Origin of the sequence: Bernardetia sp. ABR2-2B, assembly GCF_037126435.1 — a bacterium.
Lineage (GTDB): Bacteria > Bacteroidota > Bacteroidia > Cytophagales > Bernardetiaceae > Bernardetia.
In genome coordinates this window covers 4,773,194-4,793,669 of record NZ_CP147020.1, presented here as the reverse complement: position 1 = coordinate 4,793,669, position 20,476 = coordinate 4,773,194, and the positions used below count along the sequence as shown (strand labels likewise).

Annotated in this window: 17 protein-coding genes and 2 tRNA genes; 9 read left to right on the top strand and 10 right to left on the bottom strand. The window is 31.9% G+C overall.

The window, feature by feature from the left end; all coding sequences use genetic code 11:
* Positions 1-17: 17 nt before the first annotated feature.
* Together WAF17_RS20170 and WAF17_RS20165 are read left to right on the top strand one after the other, a co-directional pair.
* Positions 18-905, top strand: coding sequence for a carboxypeptidase-like regulatory domain-containing protein (locus WAF17_RS20170; protein ID WP_338763665.1), 888 nt, complete (start codon positions 18-20; stop codon positions 903-905).
* A gap of 19 nt (positions 906-924) precedes the next feature.
* A complete protein-coding gene (locus WAF17_RS20165; RefSeq protein ID WP_338763662.1) occupies positions 925-1,839 on the top strand; it encodes a carboxypeptidase-like regulatory domain-containing protein in 915 nt (304 codons plus the stop codon).
* 48 nt (positions 1,840-1,887) lie between these two features.
* On the opposite strand, the gene WAF17_RS20160 is transcribed toward WAF17_RS20165, so the two are convergent.
* From WAF17_RS20160 to WAF17_RS20145, 4 genes are all read right to left on the bottom strand, one after another.
* A tRNA-Leu gene (locus WAF17_RS20160) sits at positions 1,888-1,971 on the bottom strand.
* A gap of 124 nt (positions 1,972-2,095) precedes the next feature.
* Positions 2,096-2,168 (bottom strand) — tRNA-Gly (locus WAF17_RS20155).
* A gap of 256 nt (positions 2,169-2,424) precedes the next feature.
* Positions 2,425-3,012, bottom strand: a complete 588-nt coding sequence (locus WAF17_RS20150) for a MerC domain-containing protein (RefSeq protein ID WP_338763659.1) — start codon at positions 3,010-3,012, stop codon at positions 2,425-2,427.
* Between the two features lie 127 nt (positions 3,013-3,139).
* Entirely contained in the window at positions 3,140-3,571 is a 432-nt protein-coding gene (locus WAF17_RS20145; RefSeq protein WP_338763656.1) for a response regulator, read from the bottom strand.
* 383 nt (positions 3,572-3,954) lie between these two features.
* Between WAF17_RS20145 and scpA the strand changes: the two genes are divergently transcribed.
* The 6 genes from scpA to WAF17_RS20115 all read left to right on the top strand — a co-directional run bounded on the left by scpA (position 3,955) and on the right by WAF17_RS20115 (position 10,109).
* On the top strand, positions 3,955-6,129 hold the full coding sequence (gene scpA / locus WAF17_RS20140; protein ID WP_338763653.1) for a methylmalonyl-CoA mutase: 2,175 nt from the start codon (positions 3,955-3,957) through the stop codon (positions 6,127-6,129).
* Between the two features lie 764 nt (positions 6,130-6,893).
* Positions 6,894-7,358, top strand: coding sequence for a hypothetical protein (locus tag WAF17_RS20135; protein WP_338763650.1), 465 nt, complete (start codon positions 6,894-6,896; stop codon positions 7,356-7,358).
* Positions 7,359-7,544: 186 nt separating this feature from the next.
* Positions 7,545-7,880, top strand: coding sequence for a hypothetical protein (locus WAF17_RS20130; RefSeq protein ID WP_338763647.1), 336 nt, complete (start codon positions 7,545-7,547; stop codon positions 7,878-7,880).
* Between the two features lie 11 nt (positions 7,881-7,891).
* Positions 7,892-8,161, top strand: a complete 270-nt coding sequence (locus WAF17_RS20125; protein ID WP_338763644.1) for a hypothetical protein — start codon at positions 7,892-7,894, stop codon at positions 8,159-8,161.
* Positions 8,162-8,920 carry a DUF1835 domain-containing protein gene (locus tag WAF17_RS20120; protein WP_338763642.1) on the top strand — a complete coding sequence of 253 codons (759 nt, stop codon included), beginning with the start codon at positions 8,162-8,164 and terminating at the stop codon, positions 8,918-8,920.
* 154 nt (positions 8,921-9,074) lie between these two features.
* Positions 9,075-10,109, top strand: coding sequence for an endonuclease/exonuclease/phosphatase family protein (locus WAF17_RS20115; protein ID WP_338763639.1), 1,035 nt, complete (start codon positions 9,075-9,077; stop codon positions 10,107-10,109).
* Between the two features lie 71 nt (positions 10,110-10,180).
* On the opposite strand, the gene mnmE is transcribed toward WAF17_RS20115, so the two are convergent.
* The 5 genes from mnmE to WAF17_RS20090 form a co-directional block, all read right to left on the bottom strand.
* Positions 10,181-11,629 carry a tRNA uridine-5-carboxymethylaminomethyl(34) synthesis GTPase MnmE gene (gene mnmE, locus WAF17_RS20110; protein WP_338763636.1) on the bottom strand — a complete coding sequence of 483 codons (1,449 nt, stop codon included), beginning with the start codon at positions 11,627-11,629 and terminating at the stop codon, positions 10,181-10,183.
* A gap of 162 nt (positions 11,630-11,791) precedes the next feature.
* Positions 11,792-13,027 carry an AAA family ATPase gene (locus WAF17_RS20105; protein ID WP_338763633.1) on the bottom strand — a complete coding sequence of 412 codons (1,236 nt, stop codon included), beginning with the start codon at positions 13,025-13,027 and terminating at the stop codon, positions 11,792-11,794.
* Between the two features lie 166 nt (positions 13,028-13,193).
* A complete protein-coding gene (locus tag WAF17_RS20100; protein ID WP_338763630.1) occupies positions 13,194-14,099 on the bottom strand; it encodes a hypothetical protein in 906 nt (301 codons plus the stop codon).
* Between the two features lie 90 nt (positions 14,100-14,189).
* Positions 14,190-15,416: a hypothetical protein gene (locus WAF17_RS20095; protein WP_338763627.1), complete on the bottom strand. Its 1,227-nt coding sequence runs from the start codon at positions 15,414-15,416 to the stop codon at positions 14,190-14,192.
* A gap of 110 nt (positions 15,417-15,526) precedes the next feature.
* A complete protein-coding gene (locus WAF17_RS20090; RefSeq protein ID WP_338763624.1) occupies positions 15,527-16,069 on the bottom strand; it encodes a hypothetical protein in 543 nt (180 codons plus the stop codon).
* Between the two features lie 561 nt (positions 16,070-16,630).
* On the opposite strand from WAF17_RS20090, the gene WAF17_RS20085 reads away from it, so the two are divergent.
* Entirely contained in the window at positions 16,631-17,248 is a 618-nt protein-coding gene (locus tag WAF17_RS20085) for a hypothetical protein (protein WP_338763621.1), read from the top strand.
* Between the two features lie 198 nt (positions 17,249-17,446).
* Here the strand turns inward: WAF17_RS20085 and WAF17_RS20080 are convergent, their stop codons facing one another.
* Complete coding sequence (locus WAF17_RS20080; RefSeq protein ID WP_338763619.1) at positions 17,447-19,948, bottom strand: GEVED domain-containing protein; 2,502 nt, start codon at positions 19,946-19,948, stop codon at positions 17,447-17,449.
* Between the last annotated feature and the right edge of the window lie 528 nt (positions 19,949-20,476).

The following is a 20,476-nucleotide window of genomic DNA, read 5'->3' as shown; positions in this document are numbered from 1 at the left end:
CCAAATCTCAAAAACCTATGAAAAAATCTATACTTTTTATGCTCTTACTTTTATTGATTTCTTATTCTGTTTTTGGGCAGATTACTGTGAGTGGGATTGTTACAAGTGAAGATGGTGCTTTACCTGGAGCAACCGTTCAAATCAAGGGAACAAACAGAGGTACACAAACTGATATTGAAGGAAACTTTGAAATTACTGTAGAAAATAAAAATGATATTCTAACCTTTCGTTTTGTAGGTTATGTTACAAAAGAAGTGAAGGTTTCAGAGATAACAAAAGAAGTTACTTTACAGCCAAGTGAGCTAGTAGAATATTATATTGGGAATCATAATTACACACCTTTAATAATTAGTTACTGGAGTGGTTTTTTTTATAATCCTTATGGCGTTTCTGTTAGTAAATCTTGGCATTATGTTCCTGCAATAAATTATTTACACATTAATACAGGATACAGCACAAATTTCAAAGATAATTCAGATTTCTACGGTGTAATAGGAACAGAAATACTCAAAAGAACTATTTACTATAAATTCCAACAAACCACATTCAACAAATCAGAAATAGGAAACAGAATTACTACACATCTAGTAGAAAGTGATAGCTATTTTAAGTTCATTAAAACTAGACTTCTCTACGGAATAGGTCATCAAACATTCTCTAAAAAAGGAATAGAAAATAATCAAACTAAAAATTTTGGAATAAATGCAGGTTTATCAAAATACATAAATTTTGCAAGAGCAAATCTTTCAGTAAAATCATTCTACTGGCAAGACTACTGGGCGTGGGAAGCGAATCTAAATAAAGAGTTTTATTACAGAAAGCTAAGACTAAATACAGCCATTTCATATCGCCAAACCACACAAGATTTTAAAGAAGTTAATCTAGCTTTAGGATATATATTTTAATCAACACCTCAAAAAAACTATGAAAAAATCTATACTTTTTATGCTCTTTCTTTTATTGATTTGTTATTCTGTTTTTGGGCAGATTAGTGTGAGTGGTAGAGTAATTGATAATTATGGAGAACCTGTGATAGGAATAATAATTAAAGTAAAAGATACTCTACAAGGAACAGTAACAGATATTGATGGAAAATTTATAATTGAAGTTAAAGACGAAAATACTATTTTAATTTTTGAACGTCATAATATTACCCCATTAGAGTTGAAGGCTTCTGTAATACTTGCAATAAAGGGCGAAGTTTTTTTATTTTCTGACATGGATTGCATACTTACAACAAAAACCATTGCTGTTTATGAAGGATCTTTAGATATAAATTATTGGAGTGGGATTTTTTATAATCCTTATGGAATTATGATAAGCAAGGGTTTCTACTCAAATAAGGAACAGGAGAATAGAAAATACTTTATATTAGAAGCAGGATATAGTACCAACTTTAAAAGTAATTCCGATTTTTATGGAGGGTTTGGAACAGATGCAATAGGGCGATATATGTATTATATTTTTCAACAAACTACTTTCAATAAATCAGAAACAGAAAATAGAATAACTACTTATTTTATAGGAAGTAGTAGCAATTTGAAATTTATAAAAACTTCTCTTTCTTATGGAATAGGTCATCAAATATTTTCTAAAACAGGAATAGAAAACAATAAAACAGATAACTATGGGATTCGTTTAGGTTTATCAAAATATGTAACGTTTGCAAAACTACATATTTCAGCAAAATCCTTTTATTGGCAAGACTACTGGGCGTGGGAAGCAAATCTAAATAAATCAATTTATTACAAAAAACTAAGGCTAAATACAGCTATTTCCTATCGACAAACAGCACAAGATTTTAAAGAAATCAATCTGACTTTAGGGTATATTTTCTAACAAAAAAAGGCATATCAATTAAGATATACCTTTTTTAGTCGATTTTTGTGCTAGAAGTGGGAATCGAACCCACACGCCGATTAAGGCACAGGATTTTAAGTCCTGCGTGTCTACCAGTTCCACCATTCCAGCAATTTAATGATTTAATCTTCACTTTTAGAGATTAAATACTCGCTCATTTTTATAGACTATTTAAAGTTTTATTTTTCTATGAAAAACAGAAAAATAATTCTCCATGTAAAGTCCGTAAAAATTGAGCGAAAGACGAGGCTCGAACTCGCGACCTCAACCTTGGCAAGGTTGCGCTCTACCAACTGAGCTACTTTCGCTTGTCAGTACTCGAAGGTTTTTTTTGACTTTTGACTCGTTTTGATTATTTACTTTTAAACTTACAAAATGAGTTATTTATCATACCTTCTTTCCCTTAATTGTGATGCAAAGATACTACTGTTTTTTTAATAGTCAATAGCTAAATGCACTTTTTTTTCAAATAATTATACATTAATTTCTTATCAATTGACTTTCAAGAGTTTAAGAGCAAAACTTTTTTTTGATATTTTTTTATCTTCTTGATGACCTGTTGTTTTAACAAGCACAGCTTACTCTATTTGACTTTTTAGATTGGGTTTTGGTTTCTAAAGTAACACTATCAAAACTGTTTCTTTCAAAGTTTAGTTCCTCTTCTTTTATATTATTTGTTTTTGGTACTACTTTTTTATCCAAACGTTGATTTAGAAAATGAAAGACAATAAGTAACGCAGAAGCAAAATATGCTAAATATTCTATTCCAACAATAAACTCTTCTAACAAGATAGAAATCACAAAAAGACTTGCTGCACTCCAAAGACCTGTTTTTACCCAAGAAACTATACTTCTACGAGTTGCAAAATAAACAGCTATTAGTGTAATGGCAATAAAGAAATAATCTAAAGTATGCCAATGCGAACCTTCCAAAAAGTTAAGCGAATGCAAAGAAGAATGGCTGTGTGAATGTTCTGTATGTGAAACAAGCGCATCTCCAGCGTAATAAAAAGAATGGATTCCCATCAAGATAGGAACAATAGCACAATGAATAATACATAGAAATGCACTCATTGCTCCAATAAAGTCAGAGTTTAGATTTTTTATTTTACTCTTAGAGTTTTGGAAAAATGAAAAAGAATAATGGTTCATAGCGTAGAAATTGCAGTTTTGATATGTGCAAAGATAGTAAATGCAACTCAGTTGCAGAAACAAAACGCTATAAATTGATTAAAAGTTTTATAAAAAATGAATTTTTGAAGAAATATTTCTTCAAAAATTATTTTTGCTTTAGCCAAACTTCTTTTACGGCACTTAAAGCATCTTCTGTAAGTGGTTTTGTAGTAAATTTGATTACATACTCATTTCCTACAATTCTATCAATATCACGCTTGTTGTCAGAGCTAGAAAGAACTGAAATACGACACTTTTTGTGTATAGATGCTGGCATTTGTCCAAATTCATACAGAAAAATAAAACCATCAACGATGGGCATATTAATATCCAAGAATATTAAATCTGGAAGTTTTGATTCATCATCCTGATTATCTTTTAAGTATTCTAGCGCACTTTTACCTGAATTTTTGGTAACGACTTCGTTTGCAAAACCTGTTAGTTCGATGATACGTTTGCTAATAAAATTGTCTGTATCATTGTCATCTACGAGCATGACTAAAGCTATTTTTTCTGTATTTGGAGTGGAGTTTGGCATAAGAGTATTTATTCTTAACTAATTCTTGAGTAAAGCTATTTGTATGTGAGTAGTTTTTCTCTGATTATCATTTTAACACAATAATACGGATTTTCAATCATTTTTTTAACGAAAAAAGGATTATTTTTGAAATAGATACAATACAGAGAGCAGAATTTTTTAAATCGCTATTTTTTCTTCAATTTTAAGTGAAAATTAGAATAGACTAAAATAAGAAAACCTAATTTGTTAAACAAACTTTGAACAACATAATTTTAATTCCTATTATAAATACCTAATTATAGCTTCTTAGCAGGAAATAAATTTCAAAGAAAAACAAAATTAGAATATTTTTGAAACTAGCTTCAGCACAATAAATCAGCTAAAAACTGCCAATATAATATATGGACTTTAAAAACATTACACTTCAAGACCTCAAAAATAGAGCTGCAAAAAAAGCAGAACAGACTACTCAAGAACTTCCAAAAGAATTTCCTATGTGGGAAACGCCTGAAAAAATTGATGTAAAACCATTTTATACAAAAGAAGATTCAGAAAAGCTTCCTCATTTGGATTATCAAGCAGGAATACCTCCTTTTTTGCGTGGTCCTTATCCGACTATGTACGCTGTTCGTCCTTGGACAGTTAGACAATATGCAGGTTTTTCGACGGCAGAAGAATCAAATGCTTTTTACCGTCGTAATTTGGCAGCAGGACAAAAAGGACTTTCGGTAGCTTTTGACCTTGCAACACACAGAGGTTATGATTCTGACCATGCTCGTGTGGTGGGTGATGTGGGAAAGGCAGGTGTAGCGATTGATAGTGTGGAGGATATGAAGATTTTGTTTGATAAAATTCCTTTGGATAAAATGTCGGTTTCGATGACTATGAATGGTGCAGTTTTGCCAATTATGGCGTTTTATATTGTGGCAGCAGAGGAGCAGGGAGTTGCATCAGAAAAGCTAAGTGGAACGATTCAGAACGATATTTTGAAGGAGTTTATGGTGCGTAACACGTATATTTATCCACCAGAACCAAGTATGCGAATTATTGCTGATATTTTTAGTTATACGGCTGATAAAATGCCAAAATTCAATTCTATTAGTATTAGTGGTTATCATATGCAAGAAGCAGGTGCGACGGCTGATATTGAACTTGCTTACACGTTGGCTGATGGTTTGGAATATGTCAGAAAAGGAATTGAGGTAGGGTTAGATATTGATAATTTTGCACCTCGTTTGTCGTTCTTTTGGGGAATTGGAATGAATACATTTATGGAAACAGCCAAACTTCGGGCTGGTCGTTGGCTTTGGGCGAATATCATCAAAGAATTTAATCCAAAAAATCAGAAATCAATGGCTCTCAGAACGCATTGCCAGACTTCAGGTTGGTCTTTGACAGAACAAGACCCTTTTAATAATGTAACTCGTACAACTATTGAAGCTCTAGCAGCCGTTTTTGGTGGAACACAATCTTTACATACTAATTCATTAGACGAGGCAATCGCACTTCCGACGGATTTTTCGGCTCGTATTGCACGAAATACCCAATTATTTATTCAGAATAATACAGATATTACAAAAGCGATTGACCCTTTTGCAGGTTCGGAATATGTAGAAAACTTAACCTACGACCTTGCTACTCGTGCTTGGGAACTGATTGAAGAAGTAGAATCGTTAGGAGGAATGACAAAGGCGATTGAGGCAGGTATTCCAAAACTTAGAATTGAAGAAGCTGCTGCACGAAAACAAGCTCGTATAGATGGACAGAAAGATACGATTGTGGGTGTGAATAAATACAAAGTAGATGACGACAATATGGAAATTGACGTTTTAGATGTTGATAATGTGGCTGTTAGAGAATCTCAACTCAAAAGATTGAAAGAAGTAAAAGAAAAGCGAAACGAGCAAAAAGTCAAAACTGTATTACAAAAACTAACTGATGCAGCCAAAAATAAAACAGGAAACTTATTAGAACTTGCCGTAGATGCTGCACGAGAAAGAGCTACTTTAGGTGAAATTTCAGATGCCATGGAAAGTGTTTTTGGTCGTTATCAAGCACAAACAAAACTTATTGCAGGAATGTACTCCAATGAAATGGATAAATCAACAGAAAACGGAACAGCAAAAAATAGTGATTTTGAATTAGCTCAAAAACGCTCTGATGAGTTTGCAGAAATTGAAGGTCGTCGCCCACGTATTTTGATTGCAAAAATGGGACAAGATGGACACGATAGAGGTGCGAAAGTGATTGCGACCAGTTTTGCAGATTTGGGTTTTGATGTGGATATAAGTCCACTTTTTCAAACGCCACAAGAAGTAGCCAAACAAGCTGCCGAAAATGATGTGCATATTGTAGGTGCGTCTTCGCTTGCTGCTGGACACAAAACGCTCGTTCCATCGCTGATAGAAGAACTCAAAAAGATTGGTAGAGAAGATATTATGGTTGTGGCTGGTGGTGTGATTCCTCCGAAAGACTATGATTTCTTGTATGAAAAAGGTGTTTCGGCTGTTTTTGGTCCAGGAACTGTAATTGCAAAGGCTGCTATGAAAATTTTGGAGGAGCTTTTGGAGGGGTAGAGATTACTTAAAAACTTTGTTAGTAGTTTTTTGGTAATCCAAAAAATTCTGACAATAGTTTAGTGTACATGTTTTTAAACTATTGACAGCCTTATGAAAGGACTGTCAAAGTCTAAAAAAAGAAGAGTTTGATAAAAATTCAAAGGCTTTTGCTATTGGAGAAATTATTAAATCATACAAATTAAAACAGAAGTGAAAATTACAAATCCATTAGTATTATACATTTCAACTTATCTTCTAAGTTTAATATTTGATTGGTTAGCTCTAACTTTAATATGCAGTAACTTCGATAGAAAAAGTGCTATATGTGTTTATTTGTACGGAATAGGAGGTTTTATCGTAAAAGGTTTAGTATTTTTTCTTCCTTTATTACTGTTTTATAAAAAGAGTTGGTTATATTCTGCTGTAATAAGAACGATTATATTTTTTTCTCCCTTTCTTATTTTCCTAATTTGGTTTACTACTATAATCGTATTTGAAATTGAGTATTTGTATGTTGATTTGAGTTTTGGATATATTTATCGTTTTCCTCATTTTTTTGTACAGCTCTTATCATCATTTATAGTACCTCTGTGTATGCTAGTAATAATAAGCATAAAATTAAGGCGACAAAAAACAAAGCAATGAGAACTACTTGGGTAGGATTAGCGAGTCATTTATATGATTCTTATGATGAATTGCAGGATAAATGCTAATTTCTAAAAAGTTATGGTGTCGTTTATGGGTACACAAACAACGGCTTAGATTTTTATAAACAACAAGAAATGAAAACAATAACTTACAAAAACTTCACTCTTGAAGTAGATTTTAACAGAACTAAAGAAGTTTATGATAATATTCAGTTTAGTAATCTTCCTTCTTGTAATTGTAGTGGTTGCAGAAATTTTCTAGCCAATAAAGAAAGTATTTTTCATAAAGAATTTATTAACCTTCTTAATCAATTAGGTATAGACGACTATAAAAAATATTCTGAAATATATCACATTTATAGACTTGAAATAGGGAAACATCTCTATGGAGGTTGGTTTCACTTTAAAGGTAGGATTTTGGAGAATGGACATGAATTGAAAGAAACTGAACCTATCGAAATAAATGAAGGTTTTAAATTTTTCTTTAGAAAAGATGCCTCTCTATCTTTTTTTGATAAAGAAGAGTATAGTGAGCTTGTACAACTAGAAATCCTTGCTCATTCTGATTGGGTGCTTGAAAAGGAAATAGAATTGGATTAGAGTACGATGACGAATCACAGTATAAATGTTTTTTATCTATATCTAAAAATGAATAAATCAATAACACTCAAATTAATATCCATACTAACCTCGCTATTTTTATTCTATCTTTTACCAAACATAGGATTATGGATGTATTGTTTAACTATTGCTCTAGTCGTATATTCTACTCTTAAAGAATTAAAGTTGTTTCCAAGACTTCTTATTTCTCTTTCTTTAAGTGGAATTGTCTTTTTATCCTCAGTTGATAGAGCTTATGAAAAACAAGGACGAAAAGTAGTAAGCATGTTATTTAATTACTATGATGCTAATAATCAAACTGTTCCAAAAGAACTCAATAATAATATAACTTGGAAAATAATTTCTTACACTCCCTTATTTGATAAATACCACTATGATTGTAAATATGATTCATCAAGAAATTTTATCTTTCAACTGGAATATAAAGATATTTGGGGTAAATATTACAATTATGATGATAAAGGTGGGGATTTTAGAATTGGTAAAAGATTGAATAAATAAACCAGAAACCAATGCAAAATTTAGAACACAGAAAAGACAGACTATTTAGAGCTATTGAAGAAATCAAACAAGAAGAATTATTTAATTCTTTGGAGAAAATGATTTATGATTTGGTAGAATATTCAAATCCTGCTTTGAAATATGTAAAAACAATCAAAGAAAAATTTGATGTAAATTTATTTATTTCTGAACACCATTTTTCTATGCAAAATATAAAAAATATGCAAGGGAAATTAGCTGATGAAGATTCTTTTGAAAGCCTTTTAAATGATTTGAATTAAATGAAACCTCAACAATACCACATTCTAAACGGAGATTCTTTAAAAGCACAATTCCCAAAACCTATTAAAGGCAAAATTATCGTTGCTAGAGAGGCTTTGGTAGATGGAAATGTGGAAGGAGAGAGTTTGGAGGAGTTTTATGAAACGAGAGCTACATTTATTAGTAGCCATTACGCAGGATATAGCAAAGAAGATTATTTTGAAAAAACGGTTTCTGAATTTGAGAAAATACAGGCTATTCCTAGTGAGGTAGATATTAATCTATGGTTTGAAGATGATTTGTTTTGCCAAGTAAATTTTTGGTTTGTGGTGCATCTTTTGAATAAAAATAATCAGAAAAATTCTATTTTTTTAGTTCGTCCGAAAGAACATACGCAGTACGGTTTTGGTGGTCTTGATGAATCTGAATTGATTTCTATTTATGAAAATCGTTTGTCTCTTGGTCAGAATGAGCTACATAAAATTGCTCTTCTTTGGGAGCATTACAAAAATAATGACACCGAAAAATTACTACAAACAGCTAAAGGACTGGATGAAAATTATGCTTTTATTCTTCCTGCCATAGATGCACATCTTCAACGATTTTCTAGTGAAGGAAAATTAGGGAGACCCACAGAATCACTTCTTCAAATAATGAAAGATTTAGATACGAAAGAATTTGCACCTGTTTTTAGAGAGTTTTCGAAAAGAGAATCTATTTATGGTTTTGGAGATTTGCAGGTCAAAAGGCTTTTTGATACGATAAAAAAGCAAAATTAATAACATTTAAGGATTCTGTGTGTTCTATTGTTTTATAAGGCAACTTTATAGTCTGTTTCACTTTTTACTATCCATTTTTTTGTAAAAAGTATTTTTAGAGATACAGAACTACCTTAATATTTGTCTTCATTTTTTAATCTCATTTACAGAAAACATGGACAAAACATACAGCAATCTCCGAAAGGGAGCATTTTACACAGCTATTGTACTTAGTGTACTCATTATTATTTCTAGTGTTCTATCTTTAATTTATGATATACCAAGATGGTATTTGAAGGTATTGGACTTTCCTAGAATGATACAGTTTATTTTGTCTATTATTATACTTATCTATTTTGTTATTATAAAACTTCGTTGGAACAGACCTGCAATTCTTTTGCTTACAGGACTTATTTCAGCCGTTTTGATTCAACTTAGTGTGATGGCTCCTTATTTATTGTGGTCTACTGAAGTTGAGAGTGTAGAAGCTGCATCGGTGGATGAAAAAAATACGGTAAGCATACTTTTGGGAAATGTACTTATTGATAATAAAAACTCTGCTAAATTTTTGGAAGTAATAGAAAAAGCTGACCCAGACATGATATTGGCGATGGAAGTAGATGATTGGTGGGTAGGTGAACTAGAGGGTTTGAAAGAAGAATATCCTCATACGATGATAGAACCTTATGATAATGCTTATGGAATGGCTCTTTATTCAAAATTTCCACTTACAAAATCTGAATCTAAGCATTTGAATCTCTCTAAAGTTCCTTCTTTTCATACGTTGGTAACACTTCCTTCTGGTAAAATTTTTAAGTTTTATGGAGTGCATCCAGTTGCGCCTGTTCCTAGCGATAAATATCCTGATAATGTTGGGGAAATAACAGGAGAAGACCAAAAGAAAGAAATGGGTTTGCTTAAAGTAGCTAATTTTGTGATGAAAGACGAGTATCCATCACTTGTAGGAGGAGATTTTAATGATGTAGCTTGGGGCAGAACAGAACGCTTGTTTGGAGAAGATAATACAAAACTCAAAGATGTCAGAATTGGTAGAGGGCTTTATAGCACGTTTAATGCAAAGTCATATTTTTTTAGATGGCCTTTAGACCATTTTTATGTAACAAAAGAAATTTCTGTTGTAGAATTTGAACGACTAGAAAGTTTTGAATCTGACCATTTTCCACTTTATGGTAAGTTTTTGATTAAATAACATTTGTAGTTACATTCTAATTTTTAAAGCGATTTGAGAAAACATAAATTCTCAAATCGCTTTTTGTGGTCTTACTTTCCTATACAAAACTTCCCAAATATATTTCCTAAAATCTCGTCGTTCGACACTTCTCCAGTAATCGAACCCAAATGTTCTAAGGCTGTACGCAAATCTAAAGAAAGCAAATCTCCTGTTAGTCCCATTTCCAAAGCATTCAAGACATCATCTAAAGCAAGATTTGCATTTCTCAAACTCTCATAATGGCGAGTATTTGTAACAAGCGTATCTCCTGCATTAAAATTATCAGCTTGAATAACTTCTAAAATCTTAGTTTTTAGCTTTTCAATGTCTTCTCTGTCAGTTGTATTATTGGCTTGTGTAAAAATGGTATTTGATTCTTTTGCCCACGTTTTGAGCCAGTTAAAATCTTTTTTATTCTCTATCTCATTTTCTATTTTTTCCCAAAAATCAGATTTATTCAAGACAAAAAGTGTATTTATATTCAATTCTTCTACCTCCTTGATTTCTTCAAAAAATTCTTTTTTACTTATAACTCCATTGAATAACTCAGACAAATCAATCACATATAAAATAAGCGAGGCTTCACTCATTTTTCTTCTTGCTCTCTCTACACCAATAGATTCTACTTTGTCTTCTGTATAGCGCAGCCCTGCTGTATCAATAAAACGAAATGCAATTCCTTCAATACTTATTTCATCTTCTATAAAATCTCGTGTCGTTCCTGCAATTTCTGAAACGATAGCTTTTTCTTCATTCAAAAGCGCATTGAGAAGCGTAGATTTTCCTGCATTTGGTTTTCCTGCAATAACTGTTGGAACACCATTTTTGATAGCATTTCCAAGCTCAAAAGAACTTAATAATTGCTCAATAACTGTTTGAATTGTTTTTACCAGTTGGGTTAGTTTTTCACGCTCTGCAAACTCTACATCTTCTTCTCCAAAATCTAATTCTAACTCTATCAAAGAAACAAAATCAAGAAGCTGTTGGCGAAGTTCTTTTATCTGAGAAGAAAAACCCCCACGAAGCTGTGAAATAGCTACTTTATGTGACGCTGCCGAATCTGCTGCAATCAAATCAGCTACGGCTTCGGCTTGTGCCAAATCAAAACGACCATTCAGAAAAGCTCTTTGTGTAAACTCTCCAGCTTTTGCATAACGAACAGGCGAATTATCTAAAAAATTCTGAATAATTCTTTTTACAATAAAAGGCGACCCATGACAAGAAATTTCGACTACATTTTCTTTTGTAAATGAATTTGGTGCTTTAAAAATGGTAACTACTACTTCGTCCAAAATTTCATTTTCAAGATTTCTGATTGTGCCAAAATGGACTGTATGCGTTTTTTGTTCTAGTAGATTTTTACTAGCATTTAATCCTTGAAAAAAAGTCTGTGTTTGTGAAATAGCCTCTTTTCCAGAAAGACGAACGAGTGCAATTGCACCACGTCCAGCAGGTGTAGAAAGAGCAATAATAGTATCAGAAAAATCAGTATATTTCATAAGGAAAGTTAGCAGGAAAATAGATTGATAAAAAATAAAAATCCTTTCAAAGCTATTTTTAAAAGGATTTTTGATTTAATGAGATTAGTTATCGAAGTTGTTTCATTTATTTGTTGGTGTCGCTGCGCTAAAACACCAACAAGGGCTGGATTATTCTCCTTTTTAAACTAAATATTTTTCTGTCAAAGTATCTTCTACCTTTCCAGTTTCTTGATTAGAAAGTGTAACTAAATTTCCATCATCTAAAGTCAGAACATTTATTTCTTCACTTTTGAGGAGTTTGCCTTCACCTACAATCTTATTGAGTGTATCGACCATTTGAGAAGAATGTGTAGAGAAAACAAGTTGATTTTCAGGATGAGAAGTAGCAAACCAAACCAAAAATTCAGTAAGTGTTTCGTGTAAATCTGTTCTTACTTGTGCTTCTGGGTGTTCGATAAAACGCAAAACAGGTTGCTGACGAAGAGCAGCCAAAAATAAATCTTGAATCATACGGATAAGTTCTTGTTGATGCGTTGAAGCATTTTGAAGATAAACATACTTTTCAGGAAGTTCATAAAATATTTTTTCTCCAAATGTATCTGCTTGATATGTTCCTTGAAGAAGTTCTGCAATTTGTTTGCTTGTAGAATCAATAGTCAGATTTGCATCTGTACTAAACTTCATTACATCAAAAAATACATCTTTGAGTGTTGCATTTCTTTTAAAAACAGGCACTACATTATTTTTGATATGTTGTACAAAACGCAAGTGAAAAAGTTCGTGTTCAGAATCAAAACGTAAAAACCCTTTGTTTTTTAGAGTTTGTTCCATTTCATCAAAAAGTGTCTGAATACGGTTTCCAATAGCAAGCCAAACACTTCTATTATTTGGAATATAAAGCTCTTGTGTATTGTCTCCAAAGACAACGTTTAATCTTCCTCTAAGCGCATCTAAAACTTCCTGCCATTCTGTCGAAGTGCTATCTAAACCTTTATTTTTAAGCTCTACCAACTCTTCAACGGCAGCAAATGAGTTATCTAATATTTTATCTCCAAAATCATCTACAAAAAATAAATCTAAATCATTATTATCATTAACATAAAAACAAACTAACTCGCCAGAAGGTGTATAATAATCAATCGTAAAGTCAGCCAAATGCCTAGTAGAGCCAAAATGATGTACAAAAGCAATTCGGACAGCTTGTTTCATGCGCCCAAAAAAGTTGTGTCTAAAAATTTGTGGAGCATTTGCCGAAACTTCATTTATAATCTCATCTTGCAAATGATGCATAAAATAAGCTACTTTCATGAGCGTACTTTTTCCTGATGTATGCTCACCTACAATAACATTAAGCTTACGCAAGTAAAGGTCTGCTTCTTTAATCTGTTTAAAATTCTTGATATGTATTCTTTCCATAATCTATCAAAACAAAATTTCGATTCAAATAAATAATATAAATGAGGAGGTAAAGTGAACTTTATTTCAATCACTTTTTTCTATCTCGTAAATAGTAAAACTAATAATCTATCAATGACAAATATAAACTAAATTTTGTAAATGTAAAAAAAGCCTTTTTGTTAGTTTAGAACTGATTCAATTTAATTTCGGAGAACTGATATTCTACTGGATTTTGAAATTTGAGTGAGTAGTTAGCTTTTCCTGTTATTAGTTTCTCTACTAGCTCTTTTTCGATGGGCAGATACAATATGGTAGGATTTACGACATCAGAAACAAAAGTACCTAAAGGAATTGAAAATTCTCCTGCATAACCTATCAGCTGAATATATACATTTGGGTTATTATTAAATTTATTTTCTCCATCAAAATCTAATTTTAGAACATAATTTTTTTCCCCTCTGTCTTCCAAAATTATCAACTTCAATGTAGAATGTGATTTTTTGAACACCAACTCTTCTCTCTCGTGTAGTTTGTATTTTGAAGTAATATTTCCCTTTGCTATCTGTTTTTCTTTGTTTGTTGTATCATTTTCATAGTTTTTAGAATAGAGTTTCAAACAACGAGGTTGTATCAATCCTTTACATGACCTTACAGGTTTAGTCTTTTTACCATTTTTATACAAGACTCCTTCAAAGCGTTTTATTTCTGCTAATGAATCTGCTTTTGTCATGGAAATGGCTTCTGCCAAAACACTAAATTTAGCAACATCAGGATTTTGCCCTACATCAAAAACTAAACCTTCCACAGATAAAATAGAATCATTTGCCTTTTTAGAAGATGGATAAAGATGGACTTGGATTGTTGGCTCACTTCCTTCTGATTTATCAGTTTTATATTTTGTAATTTGTGTTAGAAGAGGTTGATTATTTATATCTTTCAATAAGTATAAATCGGAAGAAGGATAATCTATACTATCCTCTAATAGATGATTCGATTGTTTAGAGATTGTCTTTTGATTTCTGAATGAACTTATAAAAATGAGTAAAAACAAAACTAACACATAAGAGAATACAGTTTTTTTATTATTCATAAATTTTTTTTTATATACTTAATTAGAAGTATTTTGAATTGATTATTTTCGTTTAAAAATATAATTTAAATAGACTATCAGACCTTTAAATTATTTTCCTCCTGTCAGATATCTTCTCATTTCTTTTTCTAATAATAATCTTTCTCCCATTGTAAGTGATTCTACATCAATCAAAATACGATAATCCATTGGTGTACTTTGTGCCTTTTTGAAAGCTACATTTACAGCATCTATGGGTTCGACGATATTACTCATTATCAAAACTAACCCTTGTGCAGTAACCATTGTCAGTTGCCCATCAGTCGGATTGACCGTATTGAGTATGGGAAACAAATCATTAATATCTGCTTTTGGTGTAATCTGTTCGAAAGCCTTTATTCCAAAAAGACGAGTAGAATAAGAAATATTACTTTCCCTAAATTCAATTTGAGTTTTGCTAAATGAAGCCGACAAAACAAAACCTATCCAAACTACACCAGCAATAATGAAGGAAGAATAAAAAAGTGCAAAGGCAATTCCAAACCCTTTTTTGGGAAGTACCCAATTTTGTAATAAAAACAACCCTCCAAAAGTTAGAATCCCTACCAAAGCAATCCAAAAAACATTGTATGTATTATTCCAAATAGCCATATCATCATTTCCTTGCCTAACAATACTGATATTTATGGGACGAGAAAGCTCATAGGTAGGCTCTGTTATTTGTAGAGAATCTGGCAACAAGGAAACTTCCATTAATGGATAAGCATAAGCAATTTCGACATTATCAGCATTCAGAAACTGCCTAGAAAAGTTTGCATAACTTTTATCTTCTGGGTTACTGACCAAATAAACAGGAAAAGAAACAGTTGTTCTGAGTTTGTTTACGAGTTCTTTTAAGACGGCTTTTTCACTATAAATCCCTAATTCAATAGGCTGCAACCCCCAGCGAACCAAAGAAACACTAAGCGTAAGTTCTTCTCTAGAAAATAATTTTCCCTGTCGGATTGTCCAATCACGCATGACTTCAATATGACTAAAATTATCAAAGGGAATAGACGTTTTTACTTCTTCTCCAAAATACTTTCTTTCCAAGACAATAAGTGCAGCTTGTTCTTTATCAATGATTACCTTTTTGGTTTTGCCTACTTTCAAGTCCATTACTCCCAAAGCCATCAGAATTATACCAAAAATCAGCCAAAAAAAACGTATTTTTTTATATACTTTTTTGAAAAAAATAAGTCCTATAAAAACACAAAAAAAACCTATTCCAATGACTGCATAAGCAGGAACAAGAGAGGAAATAAAAATAATTTGATTATCTGTATAAATAGTATCCATTGAAAACAATGATAAATTATGAATGGTAGATGATAAGTGAATAAGAAAAAATCAACGCATTTAAGACTAAAACACTTTACAACTTTTTTAGAAGAAAAATTCGATTTACATCAATTAAAAGGCACAATTACGAAACGATTAGGCTTTAGTTCTTTATTAAACGTTTTGAGTAGGGTAGAATCGTTTAAATTGTGATAATATTTTTTGGCAATACTTGTCCAAGTTTGTTTTTTTTCTACAAAATGAACTCCCTTGACAGGGATAATATACCACATTTCGCCCAAAACAGAATTACTTTTGATTGAGTTTGAGTTTTCGATATTAAAAGCACGAGCCAAACTAGAAGTAGAGCCGTACCTTCGTTCTGTATCTTTATAGAGCGCATATAGTCTAAAATTTTGAGCATCATACGCATCAAAATAATTATCGTACACTTTACGATGCATAAGCGAATCTGAAATACGTCTTTGCTCTACTTTCTCCTCAAACTCCAACGCTAAATTTTGGCTACTTGTTTTAAGGCTGTCTAATTCTGTCTTTAAAGCATCATTTTCTTGTTTCCAAGCAGCTTTTTGTATCAAAAAAAGGAAAACAAGAAAAAGAGTAAGCCCAAAAACACTTATAATAGTAATGATGGTAGTACGCTGAACCACAAAAAAAGAAATTAAAATTTGTTATTTGAAATAATAAAGCAAGATAAGGTACTGTTAGCAGAAATTCAAGGGTTATTTTACGAAAGGGATTTTAACTGTGTTGATTTTGTGTAGCATTACATAAAAAACGTCTCACTCAAAAGAGCAAGACGTTTATCAACCCACTAAAATTTTAATCGTTTTTTCTTAGCTTTTAATTACCTTAGATTTGGTTTTACCATAGTTTTCGATAGTCATTTTAATATTGCGAGAGACAGCAGGAAAAATCAAAAACTAATTTCCTTTATTTCATTGAAAGTAAAAACACTATTTTATCAATATAATTTTTGATAGAGTGGTATTTTTTATATCAAATAAATCATTAAAATATTATTATATCTTAATATTTAGATTTATTATCAAAATATTTAACAAAATTAATTATACTTAAACTTTGATAGTTGCAATTTTAATAAAGTAAAGACTACATTTGATTTCAAATCAATTTACAATTTAATCCAATTCATTTACATGCTACGTATCAATTTAAACTTCGTGTTTTTTGCTTTATTTTTTATTTCAATGTTTATTTGCTCATCTTCTTTCGGACAGTTAGATAAAGGGACTTTCATAATAAATGAAAATTTTAGCCTTCATACTAACAATTATGAGTACAATGTAGATGCTTACTCCTCCAACAATAAAAGCACAGGCTATAATTCAACGACTTCACTTGGTTATATATTCAAAGAAAATCAAGAAGTAGGAATACTATTATCTTTAGAAATGCGAAGATATCTAAGTGAAACAAACTTTCAAGATAACATGGCACAAGATAACATGACAAAGGAAAAGCGTATTACCAAAGGCTATGGAATAGGAGTTTATTATAAAAAGTATATACGTATAGTGGAAAAACTTTCGTTTTTTGTATCTCCTCAATTAGATTATTTAAAAAGGAATTCAAAGAGAGAGGACGAACGATCTAATCCACAAATACGTGAATCTAATTCATATAGATTAAGTGCAAATATTTATACAGGGCTTTTGTATCATCCTACCAAACGATTTGGGTTAAGTATGAACTTAATTGGAACAGGTATCAATTATTATTCTAGTAAGGATGAAAGTAGAAAAGACAGTTCATTTTATATTTCTAATTTAGGAAATATTAACTTTGGAGTTCAATTTATGCTTTAATAAAAATCATCCCTGCGCCATCTCGGCTGCAAAAAATAAATAAAAAATGGCTCTTGCTTGGCTGTGCCGAGTGAGTAATATGTATTCGGTATCCTGCATTGATTTTTGTATTTGGTGTTATTCATTTTAAACCAAAACATAAAAAATAGAGTTTCATTTTTGAAGCTCTATTTTTTATGTAAAAATAATCACTTTTTCTTAGTTCTTAATCACTCTCTCTGTAAAACGGAAATCTTTTCCTGTAATTTCTACAACATAAAGTCCTGTTTTCAGACGATTGGTAGGCAAACTAATTTCTTTACTTCCATTTACATGGATAGTTTGTAACGAAACTACCTTTCCTTGTGCATCAAACATACGAACTACCACATTCTGAGCTTCAACAACTGATAGTTGAAGTTTTGCAGATTGTACAGTTGGATTTGGATAGATTTTAAATTCATTTACAACATTCTGAACTGTTGCTTCCTCATTATTATTTTCATTATTTCTTACTGAAATTTTTGCTGTTCCTGTAATATTGATGTGATAATCTTCTACCTCTCCGTAGCTAAACGTTTCACAAGGCGTTGAATTTGCATTATATTTCATTGCTACACGCATACGAGTAGTTCCAGTTGAAGCCGTTGCAGGAATATTGATTGTTCCACTTACAGAAGAAGAATTACCAGCCGAACGAGAATAAGTCGTTTCTCCAGCATCATTAAAATCTCCATCTCTGTTCCAATCTATAAAGACTGTATAAGCCTCATTATAAACGCTTCCAGCCCAAGAAGGATAAATAGTTATTGTCTGTGAACTTCCCTTGCTTACCGTCGTACTAAGATTTGTATAATCTCTATAACCACCGTTTGCACCAGAAGTATTATTGATAGAACCAAAAACTACTCTGTTTATCCATTCATCGGCAACACTATTTCCTTTTGAGGTACAATATCCTGTTGGTGCTGCTGTATTTCCACCTGTACTTCCTCCACTACCTGCGTTTCCCAAATAAGAAAAAGTATCTTGTGAATAAGAAGTCCATTCAGAAGCTGTATAAGTTGTATTTCCTGCCGAAACAGTAGCTTTTCTAACTAGCGTTACATTTTGCCCGAAAGTAGCAGAGCTATTAAAAACACCAACTACATCAATTAAAGAGCTATTTTTGAATAATCCTACGGCATCGTTTCCATTGAATGCAAGTGCGCTAGATGAAGTAATCAAATCAGCTTTGTTTTTGAGTGTGGTAGAAGCAGATGAATAAACGATTACATAGGTCTGTCCTGCTGCCAAACTCCCACTTAATGAAAGTGTTGATGCCCAGCTTCCAGCTCCGTTTGATTGTTTTTTGAGAGAATAGCTTGAAAGACTAACTGATGAAGAAGTTGGGTTATAAATTTCAATAGCTTTATTATTAGAAGAACCCTCAACATATTCAGAAATTAGAAGTTCTGCTCCTGTTGGAGTTGTTCCTCCATCTCCTCCAGTTATTCCACTTTGTATATTTACAGTATAATCTTCTACTTCACCATAAGAAAATGATTCACAAGAAGTAGGAATGCCATTGTATTTCATCGAAACACGCATACGAGTTGTGCCTGTTGTAGCTGTTGAAGGAATTGTGATACTTCCCGTTGCAGAAGAAGAAGTAGAAGCTGCTTTAGAAAAAACAAGTTCGCCACTATCATTAAAATCTCCATCTTTATTCAAATCTATCCAAACAGCGTAACCTTCAGCATATTGTGAGCCACTCCAAGTTGGATAAATTGTAATTGTTTCACTATTTCCTTTCGTAACATTTGCAGTAAGATTTGTATAATCTCTATAACCACCATTTGCGCCAGAAGTATTATTGATAGAACCAAAAACTACTCTGTTTATCCACTCATCAGAAACGCTGTTTCCTTTTGAAGCACAATAAGAAGGATTTGTTCCTCCTCCTGTATCGCCACCAGACAAATTCCAAGCTGTTGCAACTGTACTTGGATAATCAATATATGGATTACGGTCGCCTTGATATTGTTCGATTTTGTTATTTCTGTCTATTTCAGCAGCATCAACAGGGTCTTGTAAGTGCCATTGATACAAAACATTAATATCTCCCACTTGGCTCATCGAACCTGCTTGTGTTGGGTACATTGTATAAAAATAAAAAATTGCACGAGCTGTATTTCCTTTTTGGTCTTCACGAGGCTCAAAAGTTTGAGAAGCATATTCACTATACGCATCAATATTTGAACTCGGAACAGAAGTTTGTTGTGAAGAATTTAACATCCATTTCTCCGTTTGAGAATCTGTTATTTCTGCAAAAGGATAATTCGAACGTGTGCTATTCCAACTTCCATAAGTAGGGAATAAGTGATGAATGTCAGAAACCATTGGGTCAGCTTTTCCAAAGAAACTTTGTGGAACGGTGTGTTCGCAGTTGATAGGAGCTGGGTTTGTACCTGTCCCTCCGTATGTCCAAGGCTGTACAAAACCCGAATAGACACCAGTAATTGAGTTGTTTTTGTTGTCGATGTAATTGTACATATAACGTCTGGCTGTTGAGTAGCCTAGCGTATTGTGTTTTCCATCGTGATAATTTTGTTTGTACCAAGTTCTTAGAGCAGAGCCAGATAAATTAGAAGGGGGAGCAGTTTGTGCATTTACTGAAAAAGTAAAACAAAGAAAAATAAGTAACAGAGAAAAAAATTGGAAGCGTAAATTCGTAGTCATTTTTGAAAAGGGAAAGGGAACTTTATAAATAAATTTTTATTGAAAAGGGGATAAAAGAACTCGTTTAGTTCTAATATCTTCAAAACTACGCCCTTTGCTTTGCGCTGACAATCAAAAAATGGTTAAGATAGTAAAGTGATTTTTGTGTAAGAATTAGTAAGTTTTATTGTGTATAAGATACAAATATGTAAAGTTTTGTTATCAATTTGTTCACAGTAAAAGGATTGATTACTAATAAGTTAATGCGAACTTTGTAGTAGAAAAAATAGTATAAAGATATGCTCAAAACACTTCAAGCAACTTTTTTGAGTTATAGACAAAAGAAAATAGATTGAATTTTGTGTGAACGAATTGTTAATCAAATTACCTATTATTATTTTATTACTTTGATAAAAAACAATAAAATAGTAAAGTCATTTTAACATTAACGATAGTTTAATTTTGTCTTTTTGAGGTAATTCAAAATTCATATCAACTAAAATTAGCATCAATAACTAGATTTTTATCTGAAAATAGATAGCACTTATA